Raw genomic sequence first — 23,411 nt, forward strand, 5'->3', positions numbered from 1 at the left:
TGGAGATCGCTCCCTCGTTCCCTGCCAGGAGGACACATGACCTCGGCTTCCCAGACCGCGCGCACCCCCGAGACCCTCGACCGCCCCTTCAGCGTCGGCAGCCTCACCCTGCCCAACCGCATCGTGATGGCGCCCATGACCAGGGAGTTCTCACCGGGCGGCGTCCCGGGCGCGGACGTGGCGGAGTACTACGCCCGCCGGGCCGCCGCCGGCGTCGGTCTGATCATCACCGAGGGGACGTACGTCGATCACGCGTCGGCCGGTACGAGCGACCGGGTCCCGCGCTTCTACGGCGACGACGCGCTCGAAGGCTGGCGCAAGGTGGTCGACGCCGTGCACGCTGCGGGCGGGAAGATCATTCCGCAGCTGTGGCACGTCGGCATCACGCGTGACGAGGGCAAGGGTCCGGTGCCGTCCGCTCCCGCGGCGGGTCCCTCCGGGATCGGCCTGGACGGGCAGCCGAAGGGCAGCGCGCTGACGTCCGAGGACCTCGACGACGTGATCCGGGCCTTCGCCGACGCCGCTGCCGCCGCCGAGCGCATCGGATTCGACGGCATCGAACTGCACGGCGCACACGGCTACTTGATCGACCAGTTCCTCTGGGAGCGCACCAACCGGCGCACGGACGGCTACGGCGGCGGCATCCAGGCCCGCACCCGCTTCGCCGCCGAGATCGTCGCGGCCGTGCGAGGCGCCGTCTCGCCCGACTTCCCCGTGTTCTTCCGGCTGTCGCAGTGGAAGGCCGGCAGCTACGACGCGCAGCTTGCCGAGTCCCCCGAGGAACTGGAGAGCCTGCTCACCCCGCTGGTGAACGCGGGTGTGGACGTACTGCACGCCTCCACGCGCCGCTACTGGCTCCCGGAGTTCGACGGCAGCGACCTCAACCTCGCGGGCTGGGTGAAGAAGGTGTCCGGCAAGCCCGTGGTCACCGTGGGCTCGGTCGGCCTCGACCAGGAGTTCATCGGCCCCAAGGGCTGGGCCGCGCCGTCCGCCTCCACCGGCATCGAACCGCTCATCGACCGCCTGGAGCGGGACGAGTTCGACCTCGTGGCGGTGGGCCGCGCTCTCATCGCCGACCCGGAGTGGGCGGCCAAGGCCCTGCAGAGCCGGCTCGCCGAGGCGCTGCCCTTCGACAGGTCGCTGCTGAAGAGCCTGGCCTGATCGACCACCGCCGGGGGACAGCAGCCAAGTCCATACGCTGCTGTCGCCCGCGGTCGCGTACGATGGGCGCATGACCTGGCCTGCCACCGAGCGCTACTTCCCCACCGCCGTCCCCGGCGGCCTGGGGCTCGTGCAGGACATCCTGAACACCGCGCCCTCCTGCGGCGTCCCCGAAGCCGATCTCCTCGACGACGTGGCCGCCGCTCAGGACTGGATTTCCGTGGCGCTGCCCACCTGGGCCGAGAAGACGGGGCGCACGGCGGTGCGGCTCATCCTCACCGATGAGGACCTGCCCAAGCTGCGACAGCTGCGCGAACAGCTGCGCCGGGCCCTGCTCTCCCGGTGCGGCACAGCGAGCGGCGAGACCGCACGCTTCACCTCCTGCGCCCTCCAGGTCAACCTGCACGGCGACGCCGCCGTGACCACCGAGCCCGAGGGCGAGGGCTGGCGCTGGCTGACGTCCGCCGTGCTGTGCGAGGCACTGCTCGCCCAGACCACCGGAGAGTGGCGGCGCCTGAAGATCTGCCGCAACGAACGCTGCGCCACGGCGTTCTACGACCGCTCCCGCAACAACAGCGGCGTCTGGCACTCCACCCGCGGCTGCGGAAACGCCGCGAACCTGCGGGCCTCGCGCCAACGCCGCCGCGCGGGCGCCGAGTCGGAGCCGACGCCGGGCGGCCAGGCGTAGAAGCGGCGACCGGCCGGCCGCCGCGACCCTCAACTGCCGTACTCCACCAGGCTGGTGGGCGTCACGATGCGTCGCGCGGGGCCCGGCTCCGGTTTTCCGGCCGGGTCGGGCTCCCTGCCCCGCATCCGGTCGGCGAGGAGCCTGCCCGCCGTCCGGCCGAGTTCGTCGCTGTCGTACGCGACGAGGGTGAGGGGCAGGCCGAGCGCGTCGGCCAGTTCGAAGTCGTCGAACCCCGCGAGCGCGGTGTCGGTGCCGGACGCGCGCAGAGCGCGGAACGCCCCGATCGTGTTGCGGTTGTTGGAGCAGAACAGCGCGGTGGGCGGCTCGGGCAGTGCCAGGAGCCCGGCCGCCGCCCGCCGGGCCTCGCGCGGTTCGGTCTGTCCTCGCCGTACGTAGTGTTCGTCGAAGGGGATGCCATGTGCGGCGAGGGCCGCAGCGTACCCGCGCAGGCGCTCGGTGCCGGTGTAGACGGCGGGCGGTGAGCCGAGAAAGCCGATCCGGCGGTGGCCGCGGCTGATCAGCCGGGCGGTGGCGGCGCGCGCCCCGCCGAAGTCGTCGACCAGGACGCAGTCGGCCTCGAAGCCTTCGGGCGGCCGGCTTGCGAGCACCACCGGTACGCCGTCGGCCACCGCGGCGGCGAGGTGGCGCTGATCGGCCGCGGCGGGGACGGCGATGATGCCGTCGACACGGCGGGCCACCAGGTCGGCGACGAGTTCACGCTCGCTGTCCAGGTCCTGACCGGTGTTCCCGATGACGGTCTTGAAGCCGTCGCCCGCGATCACGGAGTCGACGCCGAGGGCGAACCGCGAGTAGAAGGGGTTGGCGAGGTTCGTGACGACGAGTCCGACCAGGCCCGTGCCGCGCCCCAGACGGAGGCTGCGGGCCATCTCGTTGGGCCGGTAGCCCAGCTCCGCCGCGGCGGAGCGGATGCGCTCCCGGGTGGCGGGCAGCACGCGCGGGTCGTCGCGCAGGGCCCTGGACGCGGTCATCGCGCTGACGCCCACCCGCTCGGCGACATCCCGCAGGGTGGGCGGACCGTCCACGGGGGGACGCGGTTCCGGCATCGTCATGTGTGTCCTTTCCCGGGGGCCGCCTCACCGCCCGGCAGCCCCCACATACTCGGCCGTCCCGATCAGCGCCGCGTCCGCGCCCAGCGTGCCGGGGCGCGGCCCCACCGGAGTATCCCCGAGTCCGGTGCGCAGGGCCGGGCCGACCAGGTCCCAGGACTGCGCCATGGCCCCGCCGACGACGACCGCGGACGCGCCGAAGTCACGTACACACGGGGCGAGGACAGTACCCAAGGCCGCGAGGGCCTCGTCAAGAACCTGCGCTGCCCATGGCTCGCCCTCCCGCGCACGCACGGCGATGTCCCGCACGTCCACCCCGTGGTCGCCGCCGTAGCGGGCGAGGATCGCCCGCCGCGAAACGGTGTGCTCCAGGGGCATGCCGGCCCGGCGCAGCAGGTCGACGCGTCCCTCGGGCGGCACCCCCGGGCCTTCCCCGCACACGACGCCGTCCGCGAGGAAGGCCGACCCCACCCCCGTCCCCAGGGTGATGCCCACACAGCGCCGATGGCCGGCCGCGGCTCCCGCGCTCCACTCCCCGAGGAGGAACGCGTGCGCGTCGTTCAGGAACACGACGTCGGCGGGCCTCGGCCACACTCCGTCGAGCAGCACCGAGCGCACGTCGACGCCGTACAGGTCGTCGAACTTGCCCACGCCCTCGAAGCGGGCGATCCCCTTCTCGTGGTCGAAGGGCCCCGGTACGGCGGCGCCCCACACCTGCCCTGCGGGCACCTGGAGATCCCCGGCGCAGCGCACGACCGCGCCGAGTATGTGCTCGGCGTTGCCCCGCGCGTCGAGCGGCCGCCGGACGCGACGCCTCACCCGGGTGCGCAACGGGTCCACCAGGGCGGCGGTGACATGGGTGCCGCCGATCTCCAGGACGGCTCTCACCAGTGCCCCGCGCCCGCGCCGCGGCGGTCGCGCACGAGTGCCTTCACCACCTTCGCCGGTCCGCCCCGCGACTGAAGGCGGTAGCCGCCGACCGCCGCGGGCACTGTCAGCGTCTCCGCGTATGCCAGCGTGTGCCGCTCCCCCGTCGAGGTCAGCACGGTGATCCCCTCCCCCTCCACCACGTTCAGGACGTGGAACCGTCCCGCCGTGTCGTCCGCGGCGACGGCATCCGCGTCGAGTGCGTAGCGCCGCACCTCGTAGAACATCTCGTCCAGCGCGCCGAGCAGTTCCTCGCACCAGCCGTCCCCGCGCCGCAGGACGTACGGCTCCTGCACCAGATCGCGCGTCACCGCTTCGCCGCGCCGCTCCGTCTCCAGGTTGGTCAGGCCGTGTTCGTAGGGCAGGGGACGCGGATTTCCGTCGGCGTCGGGCCGCAGCCAGTCGTAGAAGCGCAGGCTGTACAGGTACGGGGTCGCGCTGATCTCAAGGACGAGGTTTCCGGCGCCACTCGCGTGCGGGGTGCCCGCCGGGATCATGAAGAGCCTGCCCTGTTCGGCCGGGAACGTCATGACGTGGTCCGCGGGGTCCATCGGCACCCCGTCGTGCGCCGCCTCTTCGATCTCCTTGCGGAAGAGGGCGAGGTCGGCGTCCTCGCGCAGGCCGAGATAGACGCGCGTGTCCGCGCTGCCGAGCGTCATGTAGTACGTCTCGTGCTGCGTGTAGTGCCAGCCGAACCGCTCCCGCATGTAGGGCTCCTTGGGGTGGCAGTGCACCGACAGATTGCCGCCGCCCACGGTGTCCAGGTAGTCGAAGCGGATCGGGAAGGACGTCCCGAAGCGGGCGTGTGCCTCGGGGCCGAGCACCTCGTCGGGGTGCAGGGCGCACAGGAGCTGGAAGGGGATCTCCGCCTGGGTCTCGGGGCCGTCGCCGATGAGGATGCCCGCTTCCGGGGCGATGAGTTCGTAGCCGAGGGCGGTGTTGCGCGCTTCGGGGTTGAAGCCGAGCGATCGCTGCCCCCAATGTCCGCCCCATGGAGTGGAGTTGAAGAACGGCCTGGTGCGTACGGGGCGGCGCGCGAGGGTGGCGCAACTCGCCCGCAGGCCGTCGCCGTCCAGGAACACGGGCCGCCCGGGGTCCTGTACGTCCAGCCAGCCGTCGAGCTGGCCGGCGATCGCGTCACGGTGGCGGTCGAGCATCGGCCAGTCCACGTAGAAGAGCCGCTTCAACTCGGCCCGCTCGCCCGGCAGTCCGAGGTTGCCGCCCTCTCCCGCCACCACCGCGGACTCCGCGTACCGCTTGGGCAGGTCGGCGTACCAGAGCACGTCGTGCAGGACCAGCGAGGCGCCGGGGCCGTACACCAGGAGCAGGTCCTCCAGGTCGCTGTCGTCCCGCGGGAGTTCGTCGAACAGGTCGGAGAGGGAGTTCTCCGCGAGCTTGCAGAAGTAGGGGTCGTCGGCGTCCGGCACGCTCATGGTGCGGCGCCGGACCACGCAGGGGGGTGCGTAACGCGTACGGATGTCGAGGGTGCGTACGGGCCGGGGGCATGCGGCGGTGAGCCGGGCCGCGATGGTCTCCCAGTCGGCGGCCGGTGGCCCCTCGACGGCCACGATCGCCGGTTCGGCCGGCAGTCGGGCGGCGACCGGGTCCCAGCCACCGGTCAGTACGGTCCCCGGTGCCGGGGGGTAACGCGGGTCGAGCCGGTACACGCGTGCTCCTTCGTGCGGAGGTTCTTCAGGGAGATTCAGGGGCGAACGAACAACACGGCGGTCGTACCGAGCGCAGGGACGTCGACGGCCAATGCGCCTTCCTCAACCGCCAGTTCACGTCCCGCCCTGCCCAGGTAGTCCGCGCTGTGAGCGGCCGCGACGGGAAAGTGGGCCCGCACCGGACAGGCCACCGGCTCCTCCGCGAAGGACTGCAGCCTCAGCAGGACCTCGCTCTGCCGTGGCGCGGTGGCACCGACCAGGCGGACCCGCGCGTCCCCGAGGTCGAGGAAGGCGAGCGACGTCTGCCCGCCGCCCTCCGCTCCCCTGGCCCGCACGGCCCGCAGCGGGCGGCTCCGGGCCGCCGCTGTGCGGGGGCCGAGCCCGTCGGCGGTGGGTCCGCAGGCCAGGCTGTAGCGGAAGGTGAACTCGAAGCCCTGCTCGCTGGGGAAGTTGGTGTCCCACAGGTTGTTGTGGATCCAGGAGAAGACGGTGGCGGGCTCGTCGTGCCCCATGGTCTTCGGGAAGGGCGCGTACGGCAGCGCGATGTTGCCGAACTGCACCAGCGGTGCGTCCTGCGTGGCCCAGGCGACCGCGAGCCCGTCGTCGGCGAGGGTCACCCAGCGGCGCACGGCGCGCATGTGGAGAGCCGAACCCGGCACCACAGGCAGTGAGTTGCCGGTAAGGCCGCCGGAGGCCTCCATTCGGACGACGGGCTCGTCGAAGGCGAAGGGGAACGCGAAGTAGGCGCTCTCCTTGCGCAGCGTCGCGTCCTTGTCGAGGCGGTTCTCGATGTCGAGGCGGGGCACGCCCATGGGCAGGGTGAGGGTGGTGCGCAGCCGGTTGGCTCCGGCCGGGCGCGTCTCGTACGTGATGGATTCGGCGCTCGCCGTCGAGTGGCGGGCGATGAGCGCGGCGGGCGGCGCGACGGCTCGGTTGCCGAGGTGTTCGAGGCGGTCGGATGCCGTCGTGCGGCTGGAGTTGTGGTTGAAGGCTCCGGCGGTGGTGTAGCTGTCGTGGATGTACGCGTTGAAGCCGACGGTCGCGTCAGGGCGGACGAGTTCGCGGCCGGTCGCCTTGTCGATGACCGAGGCGACGCAGGCGTGCGCCAGGTCCACGCGGACGGCGAGATGCTCGTTCTCCAGGAGCGTCGGCTCGGGACGGGCGAGCGCCGCGGCCGCGGCCGCCGCCGGGTCCTCGCGCTCTGTGCCACCGGTCGGGTTCCAGCCGGTGGCGGCCTTCACGACCGTGCCCACGGGACGCTCGCCGGACCGCGCCGCGTCGGCGGTGATATCCAGGCGCACCGATCCCGCGGGCGGCACCTCGTCGACGCGCAGCACCAGGAACCGTCCGGCGGCCCGGTGGTCGTCGTTGGTCTGCGGCTCTTCCTCGTGGACGATTCGGCGTCCGCTGCGGGCGTCGTGCACGGCCACCGGCTGCTCAAGGGGCACGCTGGACTCCGGCAGGAAGATCCGTACGACGTCCGTGCGCGGCCAGGAACAGGTGTTGACGACGTGGTACGTCGCCGCCGCGCCCGGTGCCACCGCGAGCCGCTGCCCGAGCCGGGCGCTCGCCCTGCCGAGGAGCGCGTGCCCGTCGTCGTGGGCGCGCATCGCCTGCCCGTACTTCCAGTGCCACTGGTGTTCACCGGAGTGACCGCCCTCGTCGCCGTGGGTCCACGGGTCGCCGGCGCCCCAGGTGTGCTCGTCGAAGAGCGACACCGCCTCGTAGACCCCGGCGGCGTCTGCGGTGTCCTCCTCGGCCCCCGTGGCGCCGAGGATTCCCGCGAACGTGCCGATGGTCTGGGCGTCGGCGACCACGGACTGGGCGGTGCGGGCCAGGGACAGCGGCCGCGCGCCGGAGCCGATTCCGTCGACCCACCAGTCGGTCCAGTCGCCGTCGAAGGTGTGGATGGCGTCGCCGAGCCTGGCCTCGGCGTCGGTGAAGAAGTCCTCGTTGCGGGAGAGCCGCAGCTGGGGGTGGGTCCACGTCTCGTTCCAGCGGCGGACGGTGTCGGCGATGATGCGCCGGGGTGGCGCGTTGTCGCCGAACTTGCCCTGCACGCGCAGGTGGAGCACGTCCCAGGGGTAGGGCTCGCGCTTGACCTCGGACTGGTCCATGGCCCAGCCGAAGATGCCGCCGCGGTAGGGGTACGGGTTCGTGGCCAGGGAGGTCAGATAGGCGGGAAGGAGATCGTCGACGTCCGCGTAGTCGGTGTCGAAGCCGAGCAGTGGGCCTTCCATGTAGGCGAGGCCGTGCGGGGTGTCGGTGACCCAGACGAGGACGCTGTTGCCGCTGGGGGCACGCCAGCGGAAGAGCCGGGGCAGTTTCTCGCCGCCGACCAGATGGGGCACGGAGCGACCGGCCCAGTTGTGCGCCACGGACAGGTACTTGACTCCGGCGGCGGCCAGCGCGTCGACGAGACCGACGACCGCTCCCGGCACGTCGGTCTGCATGGCCGAGGTGAAGGTGAGGCCGTGCTGGTCGCGCACTTCGTGGGCAGGCCGGAGCAGTTCGTGCAGCTCGTCCGTCGAGCAGGTCTCGGTGTGCAGGTTGAAGGGCAGCGCGGTCAGTTCGATGCGTCCTTCGCGCACGCGGCGTACGAACTCCTCGACCTGCTCCGCGGGCCGGGCCTCCGCCCACTGCCGGAAGGACCACAACGACTCGACGCACCACCGGAACTGCGACTCGGCGGGCCAGTCGTCGGTGGCCCGGGTCAGCTCCAGACAGGAGTCGAGGAAGGAGAGGTGCTCGGCCAGGACATGGCCCTGGGGGTCGGTGTACCCGATGTCGAGGTGGGAGTGGTGGACCAGGTGCAGGGTCCACTCGCGCTGCGGGGTGAGACGGACGTCGATGCCCTCGGTCATGCCCGGCAGGCAGACGGTGAGGCGGGTTTCGGTGTCGACGGCGGGGACCATGAGGCGTACGGAGCCTCCGGGGCCGGCGAGTTGCTCTACCGGCAGGGCCGCGCCGGACTCGGTACGGACGGTCAACTCGGCGGGCAGGACGCACCCGTTGACCGCTTCGATCCGCAGGGACTGCGTCAGCCCCTCGCCGTCCGCCGCCCTGCGCAGCAGCGGTTCCTCCGTCAGCCGCAGGGCGCTGCCGCCGAGGCTTCCCTCCGCGGTGACAACGCAGGAGCGCAGGCTGTCGCGTATCCGGTCGTTGTCCCAGTCGGTGGCGCGGACGAGGGCCCGTGTCGTCATGCGGTTCTCCCAGCGAGGCAGGTCAGCGGGCGGATGCGGTGACGCCGCGCAGGAACAGGCCGCGGAACACCAGGAAGAGGAGGAGCGTGGGCGCGGAGACGATCAACGCGCCGGCCAGGATGACGGGCGGTCCTGTCGATGAGTAGGCGTTGTTGAGGGTGGTCAGGGCCGCCATCACCGGCTGCACGTCGGGGCTGCGGCTGAGCGTGATGCCAAGGAGCAGGTCGTTCCAGACGGCTGTGAACTGGAAGATGAAGGCCGCGCCGAGCCCGGCCTTCATCAGCGGGACGTGGATGCGCCAGAAGATCCGCCGGAAGGATGCGCCGTCGATGAGCGCCGCCTCGGTCAGTTCCGGTGGCATGGTGGTCAGCTGATTGCGGATCAGGAAGAAGGCGAACGGCACCGCCCACGCGGCGTAGATCAGCATGAGCCCGATCCGCGTGTCGTACAGATCGGCGTCCGCGTACAGGCCGAAGAGCGGCGCGAGGAACATCTGCAGCGGGAAGAGCGTGCCGGAGTAGATGAGCCAGAACCAGAACGCGGGCCTGGGGATGGGCAGGACGACCACCGCGAACGCCGCCATGGCCGCGATGAGTACGGCGGCAAGGCCGCACACCACGGCGTAGAGCAGCGAGGCCTGGAAGCTGTCGCCGATGCCCGCCACGTTCCAGGCGGTCTTGATGTTCTCGACGAGGCCGAAGCCCTGGAACGTCCAGTCCGGCTTGCCCGTGTACTCGGCGGCAGGCGTCAGCGCGTTGACCACGAGGAGATAGAGCGGGATCAGCCAGAGCAGCACGCATCCGACGACGAAGAGATGGCGCACGGTGCGTCCCATGTGGAACCTCCTCAGGCCTTGGTGGCGGCGGCGCGGGAGTCGGCCTCGGGCATCTGGCGGCGCAGGTACATCCAGGAGGAGGCGACGACGATCACCGAGAGGACGAGGGCGATCGCCGAGCCGTAGCCCACGTGGAAGAGCCGGAACGCCTCGCGGTACATGCTCAGGGCGAGGGTCTCGGAGGAGCGGGACGGGCCGCCCTTGGTGAGGATCCAGATCATGTCGAACGCCTTGAGGCTGTTCACGATGGCCATCCCGACCACGACGACGGTCACGGCTCGCAGTTGGGGCAGCGTGATGTACCGGAACATCCGCCAGCCGCTCGCGCCGTCCAACTGGGCTGCTTCGACGGTGTCCTGAGGGATGGACCGTAGTCCGATCGCGAAGAGGACGACGTTGAGCCCGGTGGCCTGCCACGTACTGGCGACGATCATCGAGAGCGTGTTCTGCGGCCACTCCAGGAGCCAGGTCTGCGCCCACGAGTCCAGACCGATCCCGCGAAGGACCTGGTTGACCGCGCCGTCGGACGTCAGCATGAAGTTCCACAGGACCGCCGTGGCGGCGGCCGAGATGGCGTACGGCAGCACGATCACCAGCTGGGCGATGCCGCCGAACCGCATCCGGTGCGTGGCGACGGCGATGAGCAGTCCGACCAGGACGGGCAGGAGCAGGGTCCCGGCCACCCACATCAGGGTGTTGAGCAGCGACCGGCCGAAGATCGGGTCGTCGGCGAGCCGCGCGTAGTTGTCGAACCCGGTGAAACTCCTTGTGAAGCCGTTGTCCTCGAAGAAGCTGCCGTAGACGCTGCGGAAGAAGGGATAGACGAGGAGTACGCCGACGAAGGCGAAGGCGGGCAGCGCCCAGGGCAGCGCGGCGAGCGGTCCGCCGAGCCTGCCGTTGCCGCGGGCGGCCCGGTGCGGGCTGCGGATCGGGACGCGGCGGCGCAGGCGCACGGGTTTCGCGGTGTGCCGGGCGGGGGTCACGATCTCGGTCATGTCTCCTCCGCCTCCCGCCACACCTGCCATGCCTCGTCAGCGCGGTCCTGCATGGTCCGCAGGGTCCCCCTGGCCGACGACGGGTTCAGCAGAAACCCGGCGAGATCGTCGACGGTCGCCTCGACCAGTTCGGGCGGTCCCTGTTCCCAGAAGCGGTTGAGCAGCCGGAGCCTGTCGCCGCGCACCTTCTTCGCGAGGCCGGCGATCACCGGGTTCGGGGGCTCGACCTTCGGGTTGGGGCAGCCGTCCTGGAGGGCGTGCGAGAAGGCCTTCATGACAGCGGGCCGCAGCCAGTTGCCTGCCGCCTTCAACGCCTCTTCCCTGTCGGGCCCTTTGACGGTGGAGACAAGGGCACTGGACTCGAAGATGACGCAGGGGCGGGCGCCGGGGTCCGCCATGGGCAGCACGAAGGCACCGAGGTTCCTGCCGGGCTTCGCGCCCGCGCCCACGAGGGTCGAGCCGAGCCAGGTGCCGCAGGGCACCATCCCGACCTTGCCGTGCACGACCGCCGCCGCGGCGTCGGCGTGGCTCATGTCCATGGGTGTGAACCAGTCCTTGTCGAAGAAGGACTCCAGGGTGCGCAGGGCGCGTTCGGCGCGCGGGTCGGTGTAGCGCTCCCGGCCGTTCATCAAGTCCGCGTAGAACTGCGGGTCCTGGCGGCTCAGGACCTCCTGGAACCAGATGAAGGAGGGCCAGCGGTCGGCCGCCGAACCGTGCAGCGGGGTGATCCCGCTCTTCCCGAGCCGCTGACAGGTGTCCAGGAAGTCGCCCCAGGTTGCGGGGGCTTGGAGGCGATGCTCCTCGAACACCTCGATGTTGTAGAAGAACACCCAGTACGCGAGGTTCATCGGCAGGCCGTGGACGCGCCCCCGGTAGGTGAACGCGTCCCGTAAGGAAGCATCGACCCAGCCCCTCCTGACGGCGCTGTCCCACTGCCGGGTCAGGTCGACGATGCCGCCGGTGCGGGCGAGGTCCTGGAGCCGGTAGCCCGACCAGTACTTGAGCATGTCCGGCGTCTTGCTGGTGCGCAGCGACGACTTGACGACCTGCTCGAACGACTCGAGGGACGGATTGACCTCGGGCACCAGTCGCAGACCCGCCGCGGACTTCATGGCCGCCCCCGCGGCGGCCATCGGCTTCTCCCAGGCGGCACTGTCACCGAGCACGGCGACCTTGCCCGGAGGCTGCCCGCCGGCGGTTCCGCAGGCCGTGGCGAGCGCTCCGGCGGCGGCCGCGACGAGGAGGGCACGACGGTCGAGCGGCGCACCCGGTGGCGGGTGAAGGCGGTGACGACTACCGGACAGACGACTACCTGACATGGGTGGCCCCCCAGGCGCGTGCCGGCCCGGTGTTAGCGTTAACACGGGCGTGAGGGAGCTTCCCTGCGCCGGAGTGGGATGTCAATGCCTCGCGCAGCGCGAGAGGGCCCAACTAGGCTGGTATGGCGTCCTGTTCGGCGGGATCGGGCAGTTCCCGGGTGCCCGGTACGGGCGAGGGCAGGAGCCACAGCACCGCGAGGAGGGCCCCGGCTGTGCCGATCCAGAGCGTGGGGCGCAGGCCGATGGCCGTACCGAGGAGGCCGCCCAGCAGGGCGCCCAGGGGGCGAAAACCGTGGTTCAGGGTGCGGAAGGCCCCCATGACCCGGGAGCGGATGGTCTGCGGGATCAGCACCATCTGGAGTGACGCGGCGGCGATGTCGGTGACCATCACGCCCACGCAGCTGAGGAATTCGGCGACGAAGAGCATGGCGACGACCAGCGCCAACGGGCCATCGGCGAGCGGTACGAGCAGCAGGGGCAGCGTGAACCCGACGGAACCGCAGAGGATCGAAGGACCGATACCGAAGCGGCGTACGACTCTGCCGCTGCACGCGGCACCGATCAGGCCGCCGACGGCACCCGCGCTCAGCGTTGCGCCGAGAACGCCTGCACTCAGGCCGAGTTCGACCGTCACGTACAGCACGAAGAGCGTGTGGAACATGTAGTTGAAGAACTGGATGGTGCCGGACCACGCGAACAGCGCTCGCATCGACGGCTCTTTCACCACCCATCGCAGGCCTGCGGTGAAGTGCCCTTTGCCGACAGGTTCGGGCACGGGCTCCACGGGTTCGATGCGCGCGAGGAAGCGGGCCGAGACGAGATAGGTGAAGGCGTCGGCGAGCAGCGCGAAGGGGGCGGTGAGGAACTGCACGAGGAGCCCGCCGATGCCGGGGCCTGCCAGCCAGGACATCGAACGGCTGCCGCTGACCAGCGAGTTGGCCTGCACATAGCGCTCGCTCGGCACGAGCGCCACGAACAGGGTGTTGTTGCAGGCGTCGAAGAGCACGGTCAGCGCACCGATCGCGAACGCCGTCGCGTAAAGCTGCCCGAGGGTGAGGGCGTCGAGCAGATACGCGACCGGGAGCGTCACGAGCAGAGCCGCGCGGGCCAGGTCGGCGGCGATCATGGCACGCCGCCGCCGGGCCTGCCGGTCGACCCATGCGCCGAGCGGCAGGTTGAACAGGAGCGCGGGCAGCAGCTCGACGGTCTTGAGCCAGCCCATTTCGGCCGCGTCGGCGCCGAGGACGAGCACGGCGGCCAGCGGGATGGCGATCAGTGAGATCTCGCCGCCGATGAGCGAGACGGTCTGCCCGGTCCAGTAGCGCCGGAAGGTGCGCTCGAGCAGCAGGCCGGGTATGCGCTCCCGGAGCTTCACCCTTCGGCCTCGCTGTCGGCGTCCTGCGCGGCACCTTCCTGCGTGCCGCCTTCCTGCGTGCCGCCTTCCTCCGTACCGCCTCCCGCCGGCGCCTCCCCGGGGATCTCCCGGTCGACGAAGGCGAGCCGCATCAGGCTGACCGGGCGCGCGCCCTCGGGCCGCAGGTCCGGGTCGTATCCGCGGTCCTCGTAGGGCTGAAGCAGCGCTTCGATGCGCTCGCCGATGCCGGTCAGCTCCTCGGGGGTGAGGTGGAGGAGCGAGTCGCTGAACTGCTCGGCCTCGCGCCAGGCGCGTGGCAGCCGGTGGCGTTGCTCGATGGCCCGGAGGGCGCGCTCGAAGTACCGCTCGGCGACCGCCGCGCTCAGCGCGTCCGACGCCTCGGCGACGGACGGGTCCTCGCTGTAACCGGGCCAGTCGGTGAACTGGGCGGTCGCCTGCCACGGCTTCTCACGCCCCCGGCCGCCCGGCGCCTCCTCGACAAGCCCGTACTTCGCGAGCATCCGCAGGTGGTACGAGCAGCTGGCCACGGACTCGCCGGTCAGCTCGGCTGCCCGAGTCGCGGTGAACGGTCCGCTCCGCCGCAGGAAGCCGACCAGAGCCATGCGCGTGGGGTGCGCGTAAGCGCGCAGGGCGCGGGGGTCCGTGAGGCGAATACTGCGGGGCGCGTCGTCCGGGGAGGCTGGATCCGTGGTGTCCGACATAATGTAAAGCTAGCTTTAGAAAGGTTTCTTTACAAGGCTCTTCGACGGGCTTGCACTCACCAGCTCGAGCTGACTGGCGGGCCCTCCTCCCTCGGCGCACCATCGAGGAACACCGGCGGAAGGGTTCGCTCAGTGGCCAAGGCCAAGAAAGACAAGAAGGACAAGAAGAAGCAACAGGGCAAGGGCTCGAAGGGTGCGGGCGGAGAAGCCCGCAAGCCCCCCGCCCCCACCCCCACCCCGCTCCGCGAAGTCCTCCGCATCCCCGAGGGCGAGCGCGTGGACCTCGCCTCGTACGCGGCAGACGCGACCCCCGCGGGGCCGGTGGACAAGGCCGCCGGTGTCCTCGCCACCGCCCAGATGGGCGAGCGGCTCGCCGACCTCCAGGAACGGCTCCACGCGGCGAGCACCGCGGGCGATCGCCGGCGCGTCCTCCTCGTACTCCAGGGCATGGACACCAGCGGCAAGGGCGGCACGGTCAAGCACGTCATCGGGCAGTTCAACCCGTCCGGCTGCCGCATCAGGGCCTTCAAGACGCCCACACCCGAGGAGCTGGACCACCCCTTCCTCTGGCGCATCACGCAGGCGCTCCCCGCGCCCGGCGAGATCGGCATCTTCGACCGCTCGCACTACGAGGACGTCCTCATCGCCCGCGTCCGCGAACTGGTCCCGCCCAGCGACCTCGGCCGCCGCTACGGCCGGATCAACCACTTCGAGCAGAGCCTGGCCGACGACGGCATCACCGTCATCAAGTGCTTCCTGCACATCTCGTACGCACAGCAGCGGCGCCGCCTGCTCGAACGCCTCGACAACCCGGACAAGCACTGGAAGTTCAACCCCGGCGACATCGAGGAACGCGCCCTGTGGCCCGCCTACCAGGAGGCGTACGAGATCGCGCTCGAGCGCTGTTCGACGGCGCACGCCCCGTGGTACCTCATCCCGGCGGACCGCAAGTGGTACCGCAACTGGGCGATCAGCAGCCTCCTCCTCGAGCACCTGACGATGCTCGATCCGCAGTACCCCGAGGCGAACTTCGATGTCGGCGTGGCCAGAAAGCAACTCCTGCGCGACGGCCGAGGCAACGGCGACGCATAGGTACAAGATCGGACAGAAGTTACCTCTAGGTATGCAGTGACTTAATGCGCCAGTAGCAGTAGAACTCGTTCCCATTCCTACGAGAGTGAGGAACGTCACATGAGTGGCACTACCACGCGCATTACCGCCTCAGAGGGCGTCTCAAGACGAAGATTCATCGCTGGAACCGGTTCTATTCTTGGAGCTGTCACGCTCTCGGCTCAGACCGCGTCCGCTCAGACCGCCTCGCCCCGGGCACGCTCCGCGGCCGCAGCCGGACCGATCGGTGACGGAGCCCGCGTGCCCGTGCTGGTGATCGGCACCGGGTACGGCGGTTCCGTCGCCGCCCTGCGCCTCGCCCAGGCAGGTGTCGAGGTGCACATGATCGAGATGGGCATGGCCTGGGACACTCCCGGCTCCGACGGCAAGATCTTCGCCCACACGACGTCGCCCGACGGCCGTTCCTACTGGCTGCGCACCAGGACCAAACAGCCCCTCAGCAATTTCCTCGGCTTCCCGATCGACAAGAACATCCCCCGCTACACCGGCATCCTCGATGCCGAGGACATGGGCGGGATCGTCGTCTACCAGGGGCGCGGTGTCGGCGGCGGCTCCCTGGTCAACGGCGGTATGGCGGTCACGCCCAAGCGCGAGAACTTCGGCGCCGTCCTCCCGTCGGTCAACGCCGACGAGATGTACTCCACCTACTATCCGCGCGCCAACGCCGGTCTCGGCGTCAGCACCATCGACCCCGCCTGGTTCGACAGCGTCGACTGCTACCAGTACTCCCGGGTCGGCCGTAAGCACGCCCAGCGTTCCGGCTTCCCGTTCGTCTTCGTGCCCGGTGTCTATGACTGGGACTACATGAAGCAGGAGGCGGCCGGAACAGTCCCCAAGTCGGCGGTCGCCGGCGAGATCCTCTATGGCAACAACTACGGCAAGAAGTCGCTCCAGAAGACCTACATCGCTCGTGCCACCGCTACCGGCAAGGTCACCATCTCCCCGCTGCACAAAGTCACTTCGGTCTCGCCCGCGTCCGGCGGCGGCTACACCGTCGTCATCGAGCAGCTCAACACCAGCGGCACCACCACCGCCACCAAGACCGTCACCGCGCAGAAAGTGTTCTTCGCGGCCGGCAGCGTCGGCACCAGCAAGTTACTGGTCAAACTGAGAGCCACCGGCGCGCTGCCCCGGCTGAACGGCGAGATCGGCAAGGGCTGGGGCGACAACGGCAACGTCATGTGCGGCCGGGCCAACCACATGTGGGACCCGACCGGAAAGGTCCAGTCGTCCATCCCCACCGCCGGCATCGACAACTGGGCGGCCGGCGGCGCGTTCGCCGAGGTCGCACCGCTGCCGACCGGGATCGAGACCTACGCCTCGTTCTACCTCTCGATCACCAGGAACCCGAACCGCGCCGCCTTCTCCTGGAACGCGGCGGCGGGCAAGGTGGAGCTGAACTGGCAGACGTCCTGGAAGCAGCCCTCCATCGACGCCGCCAAGACCATCTTCGACAAGATCAACTCGAAGGAGGGGACGATCTACCGCACCGATCTGTTCGGCACGTACAAGATCTGGGGCGACCATCTCACGTACCACCCCCTCGGCGGCGCGGTCCTGAACAAGGCGACCGACAACTACGGCCGCCTGCACGGCTATTCAGGGCTGTATGTCATCGACGGCGCGCTGATTCCCGGCAACACGAGCGTCAACCCGTTCGTCACCATCACGGCGCTCGCCGAACGGAACATCGAGAAGATCATCGCCACGGATGTGTAGCGACCATGGCTAGCGACGATGTGTAGCAACTCCGCTCAGTGGCCGGGGAGTACACAGACCGCGTCGAGGCCGAGCACGTGGTTGAGCCGGCCGAACGCCAGCCAGGAGCCGATGCTCATGCTCAGTTCCACGATCTCGTGCTGGCTGTAGTGCGCGGTCATCCGCGTCCAGAACTCCTCGTCAAATCCATGGTGATCCAGGGCGTACCGCTCGGCGTACTCGGCGGCAAGGCGTGTCCGGTCGTCGAAGGCGTCGGTGGTGCGCCACTGGGTCACCGCTTCGGCGAACTCCTCCTCGACCTTCTGACCCTCGCGTTCGGTCCGCCAGTCGAGGCAGAACAGGCACCCGTTGATCTGCGCGATACGCAGCCGGGCGGCCTCGAACTCCCGTAGCCCCAGGGTCGTGTGCTCGTACACCGACAGCGAGAAGTTCGCCGCGGCCATGCCGATCCCGGGGACCATGTCACCCCACACGTACCCGATCGGCTCCTGTCCGTCGGGGATGTCTATGTGCATCGAGCTCATCGTTTGCTCCTTCCGAGCTTGCCGGTCGCGGGGCGCAGCGGGACGTCGAGTGCGTCGTAGAGTCCGGGTTCCGCGTCCACGAGCCAGTCGATGGCGCCGACCAGTCGGCCGACGGCGGTGGCGTTGCCGCCCGCCGACCGGTTCTCGTCCTCGTCGGTGGCCTCGACCGTGACCTCGATGCGCGGGCGGCCCTCGATGATCACCCGGTGTGCGCCGGCGCCGTCGGGCGGTGTCGGCCAGTCGGGTGCGCAGGACGGGTGGATGCGGGTGACGTGCTCGATGACGATGCGGGGTTCGCCCCCGACGATGCCCCGCACCTCGAAGCGCACGGCGCCCTGGGTGCCGGCCTCGAAGTCGCCCATCGTCCGTGTGCTCACCGAGGTGTCGAGGGCACGGCGCTCCAACGTCTCGCGGATGTCGTCGAGTTCGACGCCGAGAGCCCTGGCCATCAGCCGGATCTGACCTCCCCACACCATGGTCGGGACGGTCTCGGCGAGCATCAGGGGTTCGTAGTCCATCGGATGCCCCATGCCGATCAGATGGCGTACGGAGTCCTCCTGGTCATACGTGGAGTAGTCGAAGATCTCCTGGCAGCGGATCCCGTCGACGGTGCTGCCGAGTCCGCTGATCAGGAGCGGCAGCACGTCGTTGCCCCAACCGGGGTCGACGCCGGACACGAAGAGGGAGCCGCCGCCGTCCGCGATGGCGGCGAGGATCGGATCCCGCAGCTCGGCCGGTGCGTTGCGCTGGTCGTAGAGCGCGTACAGGGCGGGGGTGACGACGACGGCTCCGGCGCGGATCGCCCGGCCGACGTCGTCCAGGGCCTCGTCGGGGCGGATGTCGCCGGAGGCGGCGTACACCACGGCCTGGGGCGATGCCGCGAGGATCGCGTCGATGTCGTCGCTCGCCGCGACGCCCAACTGCCCCTGGAGACCGGCGAGGTCGGCCGCGTCACGGCCGACCTTGTCGGGACTGTGGACGAGCACGGCCGTGAGCTTCAGCGCCGGGTGGGCCTCGACGGCACGTATGGCCGCGCGGCCGACATTTCCGGTACCCCAGACAACCGTGGAAATCATGCGGCGGAGGGTAGCCAGAGGGCCTATCAGTTCATAGGGCCATGACCGGAGAGATTTCCATCAAGGGGCCGTGCCCCTGCGGGTGTTGCTGCCTAACGGATGTTCACGTCGATGCACGCGTAGAAGGCGTTCGATGTGTCGCCGATGTTCCAGACCGCGAGCACCTTGTGCCTGCCGGTGGCGCTGCCGAGGTTGACCTGGTGCGAGACGGTGGCCGGGGGCTGCTGGTTGCCGCCGTCGATCGTGGCGACCTTCGTGCCGTCGACGAAGTACTCGTAGTTCGCGGTGCGGTGCCGTGCGGTGAACGTCCAGGTGAAGGTCTGCGTCCTGCTCACGTCGCTGACCCTCCACCCCTTGCTGTCGTCGTTCAGCTCGGCGAAGCGGGCGTTGCCGCCGTTGCAGCTGCGCAGGCCCTTGGGCCCCTCGACGCTCTGCGGTTCCCACTTGATCTCACCGCACGCGACCGTACCCGCGGCGCACTGCGCCTGCCGGCTCGCCGGTGCGTTGACGTATCCGTGTGCGCTGGCCGATCCCGTCGGCAGGGTGAGGGCGAGGACCGGTGCCAGGCCCGCACCGATCATGGCTGCCAGCTTCCTTTTCCTGTGCATGCGTAACTCCTTCACGACGCTGGGGTGGGGGTGTGCGTGAAGTGCTTGTACGGGATGCGCGACGTTCTTGAGTGGGGGCGGTACTTGAGTGGGGGTGATGGCCGATTGGTCCAGACCGATCAGTCCAGACCATAGACTTTGGCGGGCCCCGGTCAAGGCCGCTTTTGCGCCACGTGCGGGCGGCAGGCGGCGGGCGTCCTACGCCGTGCGGCGCAGACGCGCCGAGAGGTGGTGCTGCAGCGGCAGGCCGACCGCTGCGAGGTCGTGGACGAAGGTGAGTCCCCCGTCGTCGGTGAGCGTGTAGCGGCGGCGGGTGGCCTCGACCTCCTTGGCCGTGGGGGTGCGGGCGACCTCGCCGGTGGAGAGGTCGATCGTGTTCCCGGTCACCCGGCCCACCGCGATCTCCGCGATTCCCGTGGGCTGGGTGATCAGCGCCTCCACCCGGCCTTCGGGCTGCAGCCGCCACCAGCCGCTCTCCCGTGCGGACGGCCGCAGCGGGGCGTCGTCCGCGTCCAGGAGCCAGGCCCGCGCGTCATAGCGCAGGAAGGGCCGGCCGTCGTGGCTGAAGGTGACCTCCTGGGCGTACGTGAAATCCGCGTCCAGGGTGGGGTACTCACCCTGACCCCGGCCGTGCCAGGTGCCCAGGAGACCGAGGACGGGCGTGAGCAGCGCGTGCGGCGCCGGCGCCTCGTCCGGCCGGTGACCGTCGGGGTACGGGTACTCCGGTGCGGGGTCGAACACGGTGTGCGCTCCAGGGGTAGGGGCCGGTGCCAGGAGGCAGCCTAGGGGCTCCCCGGCAGCGGCATCCGCTGGTCACTGGCCCGGGTCGGCACCATGGAGGGCTAACTTAGGGTAGCCTCACCTAGATTTTTGCTGTCCGGCCCTGGAGAGGTGGCGGGTGAGTTCCTCAAGTCCGTCGGGGCGGGACGTCCTGAGAGAGTCGATACGGGGCCAGCGGCGCGATGTCGCCGTCGGAGCGGTGCTGGGTTCCGGGCACCAGATAGGCGAGGCGCTCGTCCCCGTCCTGATCGGCGTCGCGATCGACCAGGCCGTCACCGACTCCGACACCGGCGCCCTGCTCGTATGTCTCGGCGTCCTCGCCGTCGGCTATGTGGCGCTCGCGCTGAGCTTCCGCTTCGGCGCCATGGCCGGTGAGCGGTCCGCCGCCCGCGCCGAGCACACCCTGCGTGTCTCCCTCGTACGACGCGTTCTGGACCCCGGCGGCGGAGCCGAGGAAGGCCGGCTGCCCGGCGCCCTCGCCAACATCGCGACCGAGGACGCCAAGCGGGTCGGCACCGTCAACATGGCCCTGATGGCCGGGATCTCGGCGCTGACCGGCATCCTCACCTGCGCGGTCGTCCTGCTGCGGATGTCGCTGACGCTCGGCCTCGTCGTGCTGCTCGGCACGCCCGTGCTGCTCTGGCTCGGCCATCTCCTGAGCAAGCCGCTGGAGACCCGCAGCGAGGCCGAGCAGGAGCGCGCCGCGCACGCGTCGGCCGTCGCCGCCGACCTGGTGACGGGCCTGCGGATACTCAAGGGCATCGGGGGCGAGTCGGCGGCCATCGCCCGCTACCGCACCACCAGCCGCGAGTCCCTCGGCGCCACCCTGAAGGCGGCGCGCGCGCAGGCCTTCCAGAGCGGCGTGGTCCTTGCCCTCACGGGGTGCCTGATCGCCGCCGTCGCGCTGGTGGGCGGCAGGCTGGCCGCCCAGGGGAGCATCAGCCTGGGCGAGCTGGTGTCGGCGGTCGGGCTCGCGCTCTTTCTCCTCGGGCCGCTGGAAGTACTCGCCTGGGCCAACGCCGAGTTCGCACAGGGCCGGGCGTCGGCAGGACGGATCGCGGAGGTCGTCGCCACCGCGCCCGCCGTCACCGGCGGAGACCGAAGCCTGCCCCTGCCGGTGCGCGGGGCGCTGCGGCTCGACGGCGTACGGCACGGCGGGCTGCGCGGAGTGGACCTGGACGTCGCGCCGGGCGAGCTGCTCGGCGTGGTCGCGACGGACCCCGCGCACGCGGGCGACCTGCTGCGCTGCCTGGCCAGGCGGACCGACCCCGACACCGGAACAGTGGAGTTGGACGGCATACCCCTGCGGGACCTCGACCCGGCCGAGCTGCGCACGGCGATGCTGGTCGCAGAACACGACGCGGACCTCTTCGAAGGCACCGTCCGCGACAACGTCACGGCCGCCGCCTCCGACGCCACCGACCCGGAACAGGCGATGGCGGCCGCCGGAGTCGCACAGGTCGCCCGGACACTGCCCGAGGGCGAACACACGCCGGTCGGCGAGCGCGGCCGCTCGCTCTCGGGCGGGCAGCGCCAGCGCGTCGCCCTCGCGAGGGCGCTGGCCGCCGAACCCCCCGTCCTGGTGGTCCACGATCCGACCACCGCGGTCGACGCCGTGACCGAGGCCCGCATCGCGGCCGGGCTCCGCGAGATCCGCAAGGGCCGCACCACCGTCCTGGTGACCACCAGTCCCGCCCTGCTCTCGGTCACCGACCGCGTGGTGCTCCTGGACGAAGGACGCGTCACCGACACGGCCCCGCACGCAGACCTGATCCACCGTCATGAGGCCTATCGCACGGCGGTGTTGGCATGAACGGTGTTGGCATGAACGAGACCTCGGCCGAGCAGCGCACGGACACCCGGGAACTGCTCCCCACCGCCACCGCACCCCGCACCCGCGCCGCGGTCCGCGAGCTGGTGCGCCCGCATCGCGGCCTGGCGGCCTGCGGCTTCGGCGTAATGATCGCGGCGACCGCCGTCGGACTCCTCGTCCAGCCGCTGCTCGGCCGCATCGTGGACCTGGTGGCCGATCAGCGCCCGCCGGGAGACCTCACACTGCCGGTCGTCCTGCTCGTCCTGGTCGCTCTCGCACACGGCGGGACCACCTCGCTCGGCCTGTCACTCGTCTCCCGGCTCGGCGAGACCGTGCTCGCGCAGCTGCGCGAGCGGTTCGTGGAGAAGGCACTTCGGCTGCCGCTGGAACAGGTGGAGAAGGCCGGGGCCGGAGACCTCACCGCCCGGGTGACCCGCGACGTCTCGGTGGTGGGCGAGGCGGTGCGCAGCGCCCTGCCCGAACTGGCCCGCTCCCTGCTTGCCATCCTGCTGACGCTGGCCGCGATGGCGGCGCTCGACTGGCGCTTCCTGCTCGCCGCGCTCCTCGCGGTGCCCATCCAGGCGTCCACGGCCCGCTGGTACGTGCGGCACGCCGTTCCGCTCTACGCCCAGCAGCGCATCGCCACCGGTGCCCAGCAGCAGCAGCTCCTGGACACCATCGCCGGCGCGGGCACGGTGCGGGCCTTCGGCATCGAGGAACAGCACACCGCGCGCGTGACCCGGCGTTCGTCGACCGCGGTCGAGCTGAAGATGCGCGGCATCCGGCTGGTCCTCGACTTCTACAACCGCCTGCACGTCGCCGAGTACACGGGTCTGGCCGCGGTCCTCGTCACCGGGTTCTTCCTGGTCCGCGCGGATTCCGTGTCCATCGGCACCGCGACCGCCGCCGCGCTCTACTTCCACAGCCTCTTCGCGCCGGTCAACTCCGCACTCGTACTCCTCGACGACGCGCAGTCGGCGACCGCCTCGCTCGCCCGCCTCGTGGGAGTCGCCGACGAGCCGACACCTGAACCCGCGCGGCCGCGGGGGACGCCCGGGCCGTCACAGCCCGGTACGCAGCCGGACGGCACCGTCACCGTGATCGGCATCGACCACGCCTACGTACCCGGACAGCGTGTCCTGCAGAACGTGGACCTCACGCTGCGGGCCGGGGAACGGGTGGCGCTCGTCGGTCCGAGCGGCGCGGGCAAGACCACCCTGGCCAAGCTCATCGCGGGCGTGCACCGGCCGACCTCGGGCTCGGTGCACCTGACCGGCACCCGGGGGCGGGCCGACGGCCTGCCGGTGGCGCTGGTCACCCAGGAGACCCACGTCTTCGCCGGGCCGCTCGCGGACGATCTGCGCCTGGCCCGTGCCGACGCCACCGACGGCGAACTGCGGACGGCGCTGACCGCCGTCGAGGCGCTGGACTGGGTCGAAGCACTGCCCGACGGCCTGGACACCGTCGTGGGCGACGGGGGCCACCGCCTCACCTCCGCCCAGGTGCAGCAACTCGCCCTGGCCCGGCTGATGCTGGCCGATCCGCCGGTGGCCGTGCTCGACGAGGCGACGGCCGAGGCGGGCAGCACGGGCGCGCGTCTCCTGGAGAAGGCCGCGGGCCGGGCGATCGAGGGACGCACCGCGCTGGTCGTCGCGCACCGCCTCACCCAGGCCGCGACCGCGGACCGGATCGTGGTCATGGAGGGCGGCCGCATCGTGGAGAGCGGCACGCACGACGAACTGCGCGCGGGCTCCGGGCCCTACGCCCTGCTGTGGGAGGCGTGGTCGGGCACCCGCACCGCGACCGACTCCGGTGCCTGACG

The 23,411-nt window shown here is 70.8% G+C and carries 19 protein-coding genes; 6 read left to right on the forward strand and 13 right to left on the reverse strand.

The genetic code is table 11. The features are described 5' to 3' along the window. Window positions 1–36 precede the first annotated feature (36 nt). Window positions 37–1,161 (forward strand): NADH:flavin oxidoreductase, encoded by a 1,125-nt coding sequence (locus ACZ5WE_RS25795; RefSeq protein ID WP_467692508.1) that lies wholly within the window; start codon window positions 37–39, stop codon window positions 1,159–1,161. 70 nt (window positions 1,162–1,231) lie between these two features. Further along, entirely contained in the window at window positions 1,232–1,849 is a 618-nt protein-coding gene (locus tag ACZ5WE_RS25800) for a CGNR zinc finger domain-containing protein (protein ID WP_467692507.1), read from the forward strand. A 29-nt stretch (window positions 1,850–1,878) separates the two neighbouring features. On the opposite strand, the gene ACZ5WE_RS25805 is transcribed toward ACZ5WE_RS25800, so the two are convergent. The 9 genes from ACZ5WE_RS25805 to ACZ5WE_RS25845 all read right to left on the reverse strand — a co-directional run bounded on the left by ACZ5WE_RS25805 (window position 1,879) and on the right by ACZ5WE_RS25845 (window position 13,938). Continuing rightward, window positions 1,879–2,913 carry a LacI family DNA-binding transcriptional regulator gene (locus ACZ5WE_RS25805; RefSeq protein WP_467692815.1) on the reverse strand — a complete coding sequence of 345 codons (1,035 nt, stop codon included), beginning with the start codon at window positions 2,911–2,913 and terminating at the stop codon, window positions 1,879–1,881. A gap of 30 nt (window positions 2,914–2,943) precedes the next feature. Further along, complete coding sequence (locus ACZ5WE_RS25810; RefSeq protein ID WP_467692506.1) at window positions 2,944–3,804, reverse strand: ROK family protein; 861 nt, start codon at window positions 3,802–3,804, stop codon at window positions 2,944–2,946. After that, window positions 3,801–5,510: a class I mannose-6-phosphate isomerase gene (locus ACZ5WE_RS25815; RefSeq protein WP_467692505.1), complete on the reverse strand. Its 1,710-nt coding sequence runs from the start codon at window positions 5,508–5,510 to the stop codon at window positions 3,801–3,803. The genes ACZ5WE_RS25810 and ACZ5WE_RS25815 overlap by 4 nt, the downstream gene beginning before the upstream one ends. A gap of 35 nt (window positions 5,511–5,545) precedes the next feature. Further along, a complete protein-coding gene (locus tag ACZ5WE_RS25820) occupies window positions 5,546–8,713 on the reverse strand; it encodes a glycoside hydrolase family 38 N-terminal domain-containing protein (RefSeq protein ID WP_467692504.1) in 3,168 nt (1,055 codons plus the stop codon). Window positions 8,714–8,735: 22 nt separating this feature from the next. Beyond that, on the reverse strand, window positions 8,736–9,548 hold the full coding sequence (locus ACZ5WE_RS25825) for a carbohydrate ABC transporter permease (protein WP_467692502.1): 813 nt from the start codon (window positions 9,546–9,548) through the stop codon (window positions 8,736–8,738). Window positions 9,549–9,559: 11 nt separating this feature from the next. Beyond that, window positions 9,560–10,543 (reverse strand): carbohydrate ABC transporter permease, encoded by a 984-nt coding sequence (locus tag ACZ5WE_RS25830; protein ID WP_467692500.1) that lies wholly within the window; start codon window positions 10,541–10,543, stop codon window positions 9,560–9,562. Beyond that, entirely contained in the window at window positions 10,540–11,862 is a 1,323-nt protein-coding gene (locus tag ACZ5WE_RS25835; RefSeq protein ID WP_467692498.1) for an ABC transporter substrate-binding protein, read from the reverse strand. The genes ACZ5WE_RS25830 and ACZ5WE_RS25835 overlap by 4 nt, the downstream gene beginning before the upstream one ends. A gap of 112 nt (window positions 11,863–11,974) precedes the next feature. Continuing rightward, window positions 11,975–13,237, reverse strand: coding sequence for an MFS transporter (locus ACZ5WE_RS25840; RefSeq protein WP_467692496.1), 1,263 nt, complete (start codon window positions 13,235–13,237; stop codon window positions 11,975–11,977). Continuing rightward, window positions 13,234–13,938 carry a helix-turn-helix domain-containing protein gene (locus tag ACZ5WE_RS25845; protein WP_467692495.1) on the reverse strand — a complete coding sequence of 235 codons (705 nt, stop codon included), beginning with the start codon at window positions 13,936–13,938 and terminating at the stop codon, window positions 13,234–13,236. Before ACZ5WE_RS25845 ends, ACZ5WE_RS25840 begins: the two co-directional genes overlap by 4 nt. Before the next feature lie 132 nt (window positions 13,939–14,070). On the opposite strand from ACZ5WE_RS25845, the gene ACZ5WE_RS25850 reads away from it, so the two are divergent. After that, window positions 14,071–15,030, forward strand: a complete 960-nt coding sequence (locus ACZ5WE_RS25850; RefSeq protein WP_467692493.1) for a polyphosphate kinase 2 family protein — start codon at window positions 14,071–14,073, stop codon at window positions 15,028–15,030. Window positions 15,031–15,129: 99 nt separating this feature from the next. Further along, window positions 15,130–16,788, forward strand: coding sequence for a GMC oxidoreductase (locus tag ACZ5WE_RS25855; protein WP_467692491.1), 1,659 nt, complete (start codon window positions 15,130–15,132; stop codon window positions 16,786–16,788). A gap of 35 nt (window positions 16,789–16,823) precedes the next feature. On the opposite strand, the gene ACZ5WE_RS25860 is transcribed toward ACZ5WE_RS25855, so the two are convergent. The 4 genes from ACZ5WE_RS25860 to ACZ5WE_RS25875 form a co-directional block, all read right to left on the reverse strand. Beyond that, window positions 16,824–17,303 carry a carboxymuconolactone decarboxylase family protein gene (locus tag ACZ5WE_RS25860; RefSeq protein WP_467692813.1) on the reverse strand — a complete coding sequence of 160 codons (480 nt, stop codon included), beginning with the start codon at window positions 17,301–17,303 and terminating at the stop codon, window positions 16,824–16,826. 5 nt (window positions 17,304–17,308) lie between these two features. Continuing rightward, entirely contained in the window at window positions 17,309–18,388 is a 1,080-nt protein-coding gene (locus ACZ5WE_RS25865; RefSeq protein WP_467692489.1) for an NAD(P)H-dependent amine dehydrogenase family protein, read from the reverse strand. A 92-nt stretch (window positions 18,389–18,480) separates the two neighbouring features. Continuing rightward, on the reverse strand, window positions 18,481–18,996 hold the full coding sequence (locus tag ACZ5WE_RS25870) for a lytic polysaccharide monooxygenase auxiliary activity family 9 protein (RefSeq protein WP_467692487.1): 516 nt from the start codon (window positions 18,994–18,996) through the stop codon (window positions 18,481–18,483). A 198-nt stretch (window positions 18,997–19,194) separates the two neighbouring features. Next, entirely contained in the window at window positions 19,195–19,737 is a 543-nt protein-coding gene (locus tag ACZ5WE_RS25875) for a nitrobindin family protein (RefSeq protein WP_467692485.1), read from the reverse strand. A 157-nt stretch (window positions 19,738–19,894) separates the two neighbouring features. Between ACZ5WE_RS25875 and ACZ5WE_RS25880 the strand changes: the two genes are divergently transcribed. Both ACZ5WE_RS25880 and ACZ5WE_RS25885 read left to right on the forward strand, forming a co-directional pair. After that, the gene (locus ACZ5WE_RS25880; RefSeq protein WP_467692483.1) at window positions 19,895–21,589 is read left to right on the forward strand and encodes an ABC transporter ATP-binding protein; all 1,695 of its coding nucleotides are present in this window, start codon (window positions 19,895–19,897) and stop codon (window positions 21,587–21,589) included. A gap of 11 nt (window positions 21,590–21,600) precedes the next feature. Continuing rightward, window positions 21,601–23,409, forward strand: coding sequence for an ABC transporter ATP-binding protein (locus ACZ5WE_RS25885; protein WP_467692481.1), 1,809 nt, complete (start codon window positions 21,601–21,603; stop codon window positions 23,407–23,409). The last annotated feature ends 2 nt before the right edge of the window (window positions 23,410–23,411 follow it).

This window comes from Streptomyces sp. NPDC033180 (assembly GCF_055577645.1).

What these genes read in the sequence shown, in the direction of transcription:
- ACZ5WE_RS25795 (WP_467692508.1), top strand. Translation starts at nt 37, where the DNA reads ATGACCTCGGCTTCCCAGACCGCGCGCACCCCCGAGACCCTCGACCGC.
- ACZ5WE_RS25800 (WP_467692507.1), top strand. Translation starts at nt 1,232, where the DNA reads ATGACCTGGCCTGCCACCGAGCGCTACTTCCCCACCGCCGTCCCCGGC.
- ACZ5WE_RS25805 (WP_467692815.1), bottom strand. Translation starts at nt 2,913, where the DNA reads ATGCCGGAACCGCGTCCCCCCGTGGACGGTCCGCCCACCCTGCGGGAT.
- ACZ5WE_RS25820 (WP_467692504.1), bottom strand. Translation starts at nt 8,713, where the DNA reads ATGACGACACGGGCCCTCGTCCGCGCCACCGACTGGGACAACGACCGG.
- ACZ5WE_RS25825 (WP_467692502.1), bottom strand. Translation starts at nt 9,548, where the DNA reads ATGGGACGCACCGTGCGCCATCTCTTCGTCGTCGGATGCGTGCTGCTC.
- ACZ5WE_RS25830 (WP_467692500.1), bottom strand. Translation starts at nt 10,543, where the DNA reads ATGACCGAGATCGTGACCCCCGCCCGGCACACCGCGAAACCCGTGCGC.
- ACZ5WE_RS25835 (WP_467692498.1), bottom strand. Translation starts at nt 11,862, where the DNA reads ATGTCAGGTAGTCGTCTGTCCGGTAGTCGTCACCGCCTTCACCCGCCA.
- ACZ5WE_RS25845 (WP_467692495.1), bottom strand. Translation starts at nt 13,938, where the DNA reads ATGTCGGACACCACGGATCCAGCCTCCCCGGACGACGCGCCCCGCAGT.
- ACZ5WE_RS25855 (WP_467692491.1), top strand. Translation starts at nt 15,130, where the DNA reads ATGAGTGGCACTACCACGCGCATTACCGCCTCAGAGGGCGTCTCAAGA.
- ACZ5WE_RS25860 (WP_467692813.1), bottom strand. Translation starts at nt 17,303, where the DNA reads ATGCACATAGACATCCCCGACGGACAGGAGCCGATCGGGTACGTGTGG.
- ACZ5WE_RS25865 (WP_467692489.1), bottom strand. Translation starts at nt 18,388, where the DNA reads ATGATTTCCACGGTTGTCTGGGGTACCGGAAATGTCGGCCGCGCGGCC.
- ACZ5WE_RS25870 (WP_467692487.1), bottom strand. Translation starts at nt 18,996, where the DNA reads ATGCACAGGAAAAGGAAGCTGGCAGCCATGATCGGTGCGGGCCTGGCA.
- ACZ5WE_RS25885 (WP_467692481.1), top strand. Translation starts at nt 21,601, where the DNA reads ATGAACGAGACCTCGGCCGAGCAGCGCACGGACACCCGGGAACTGCTC.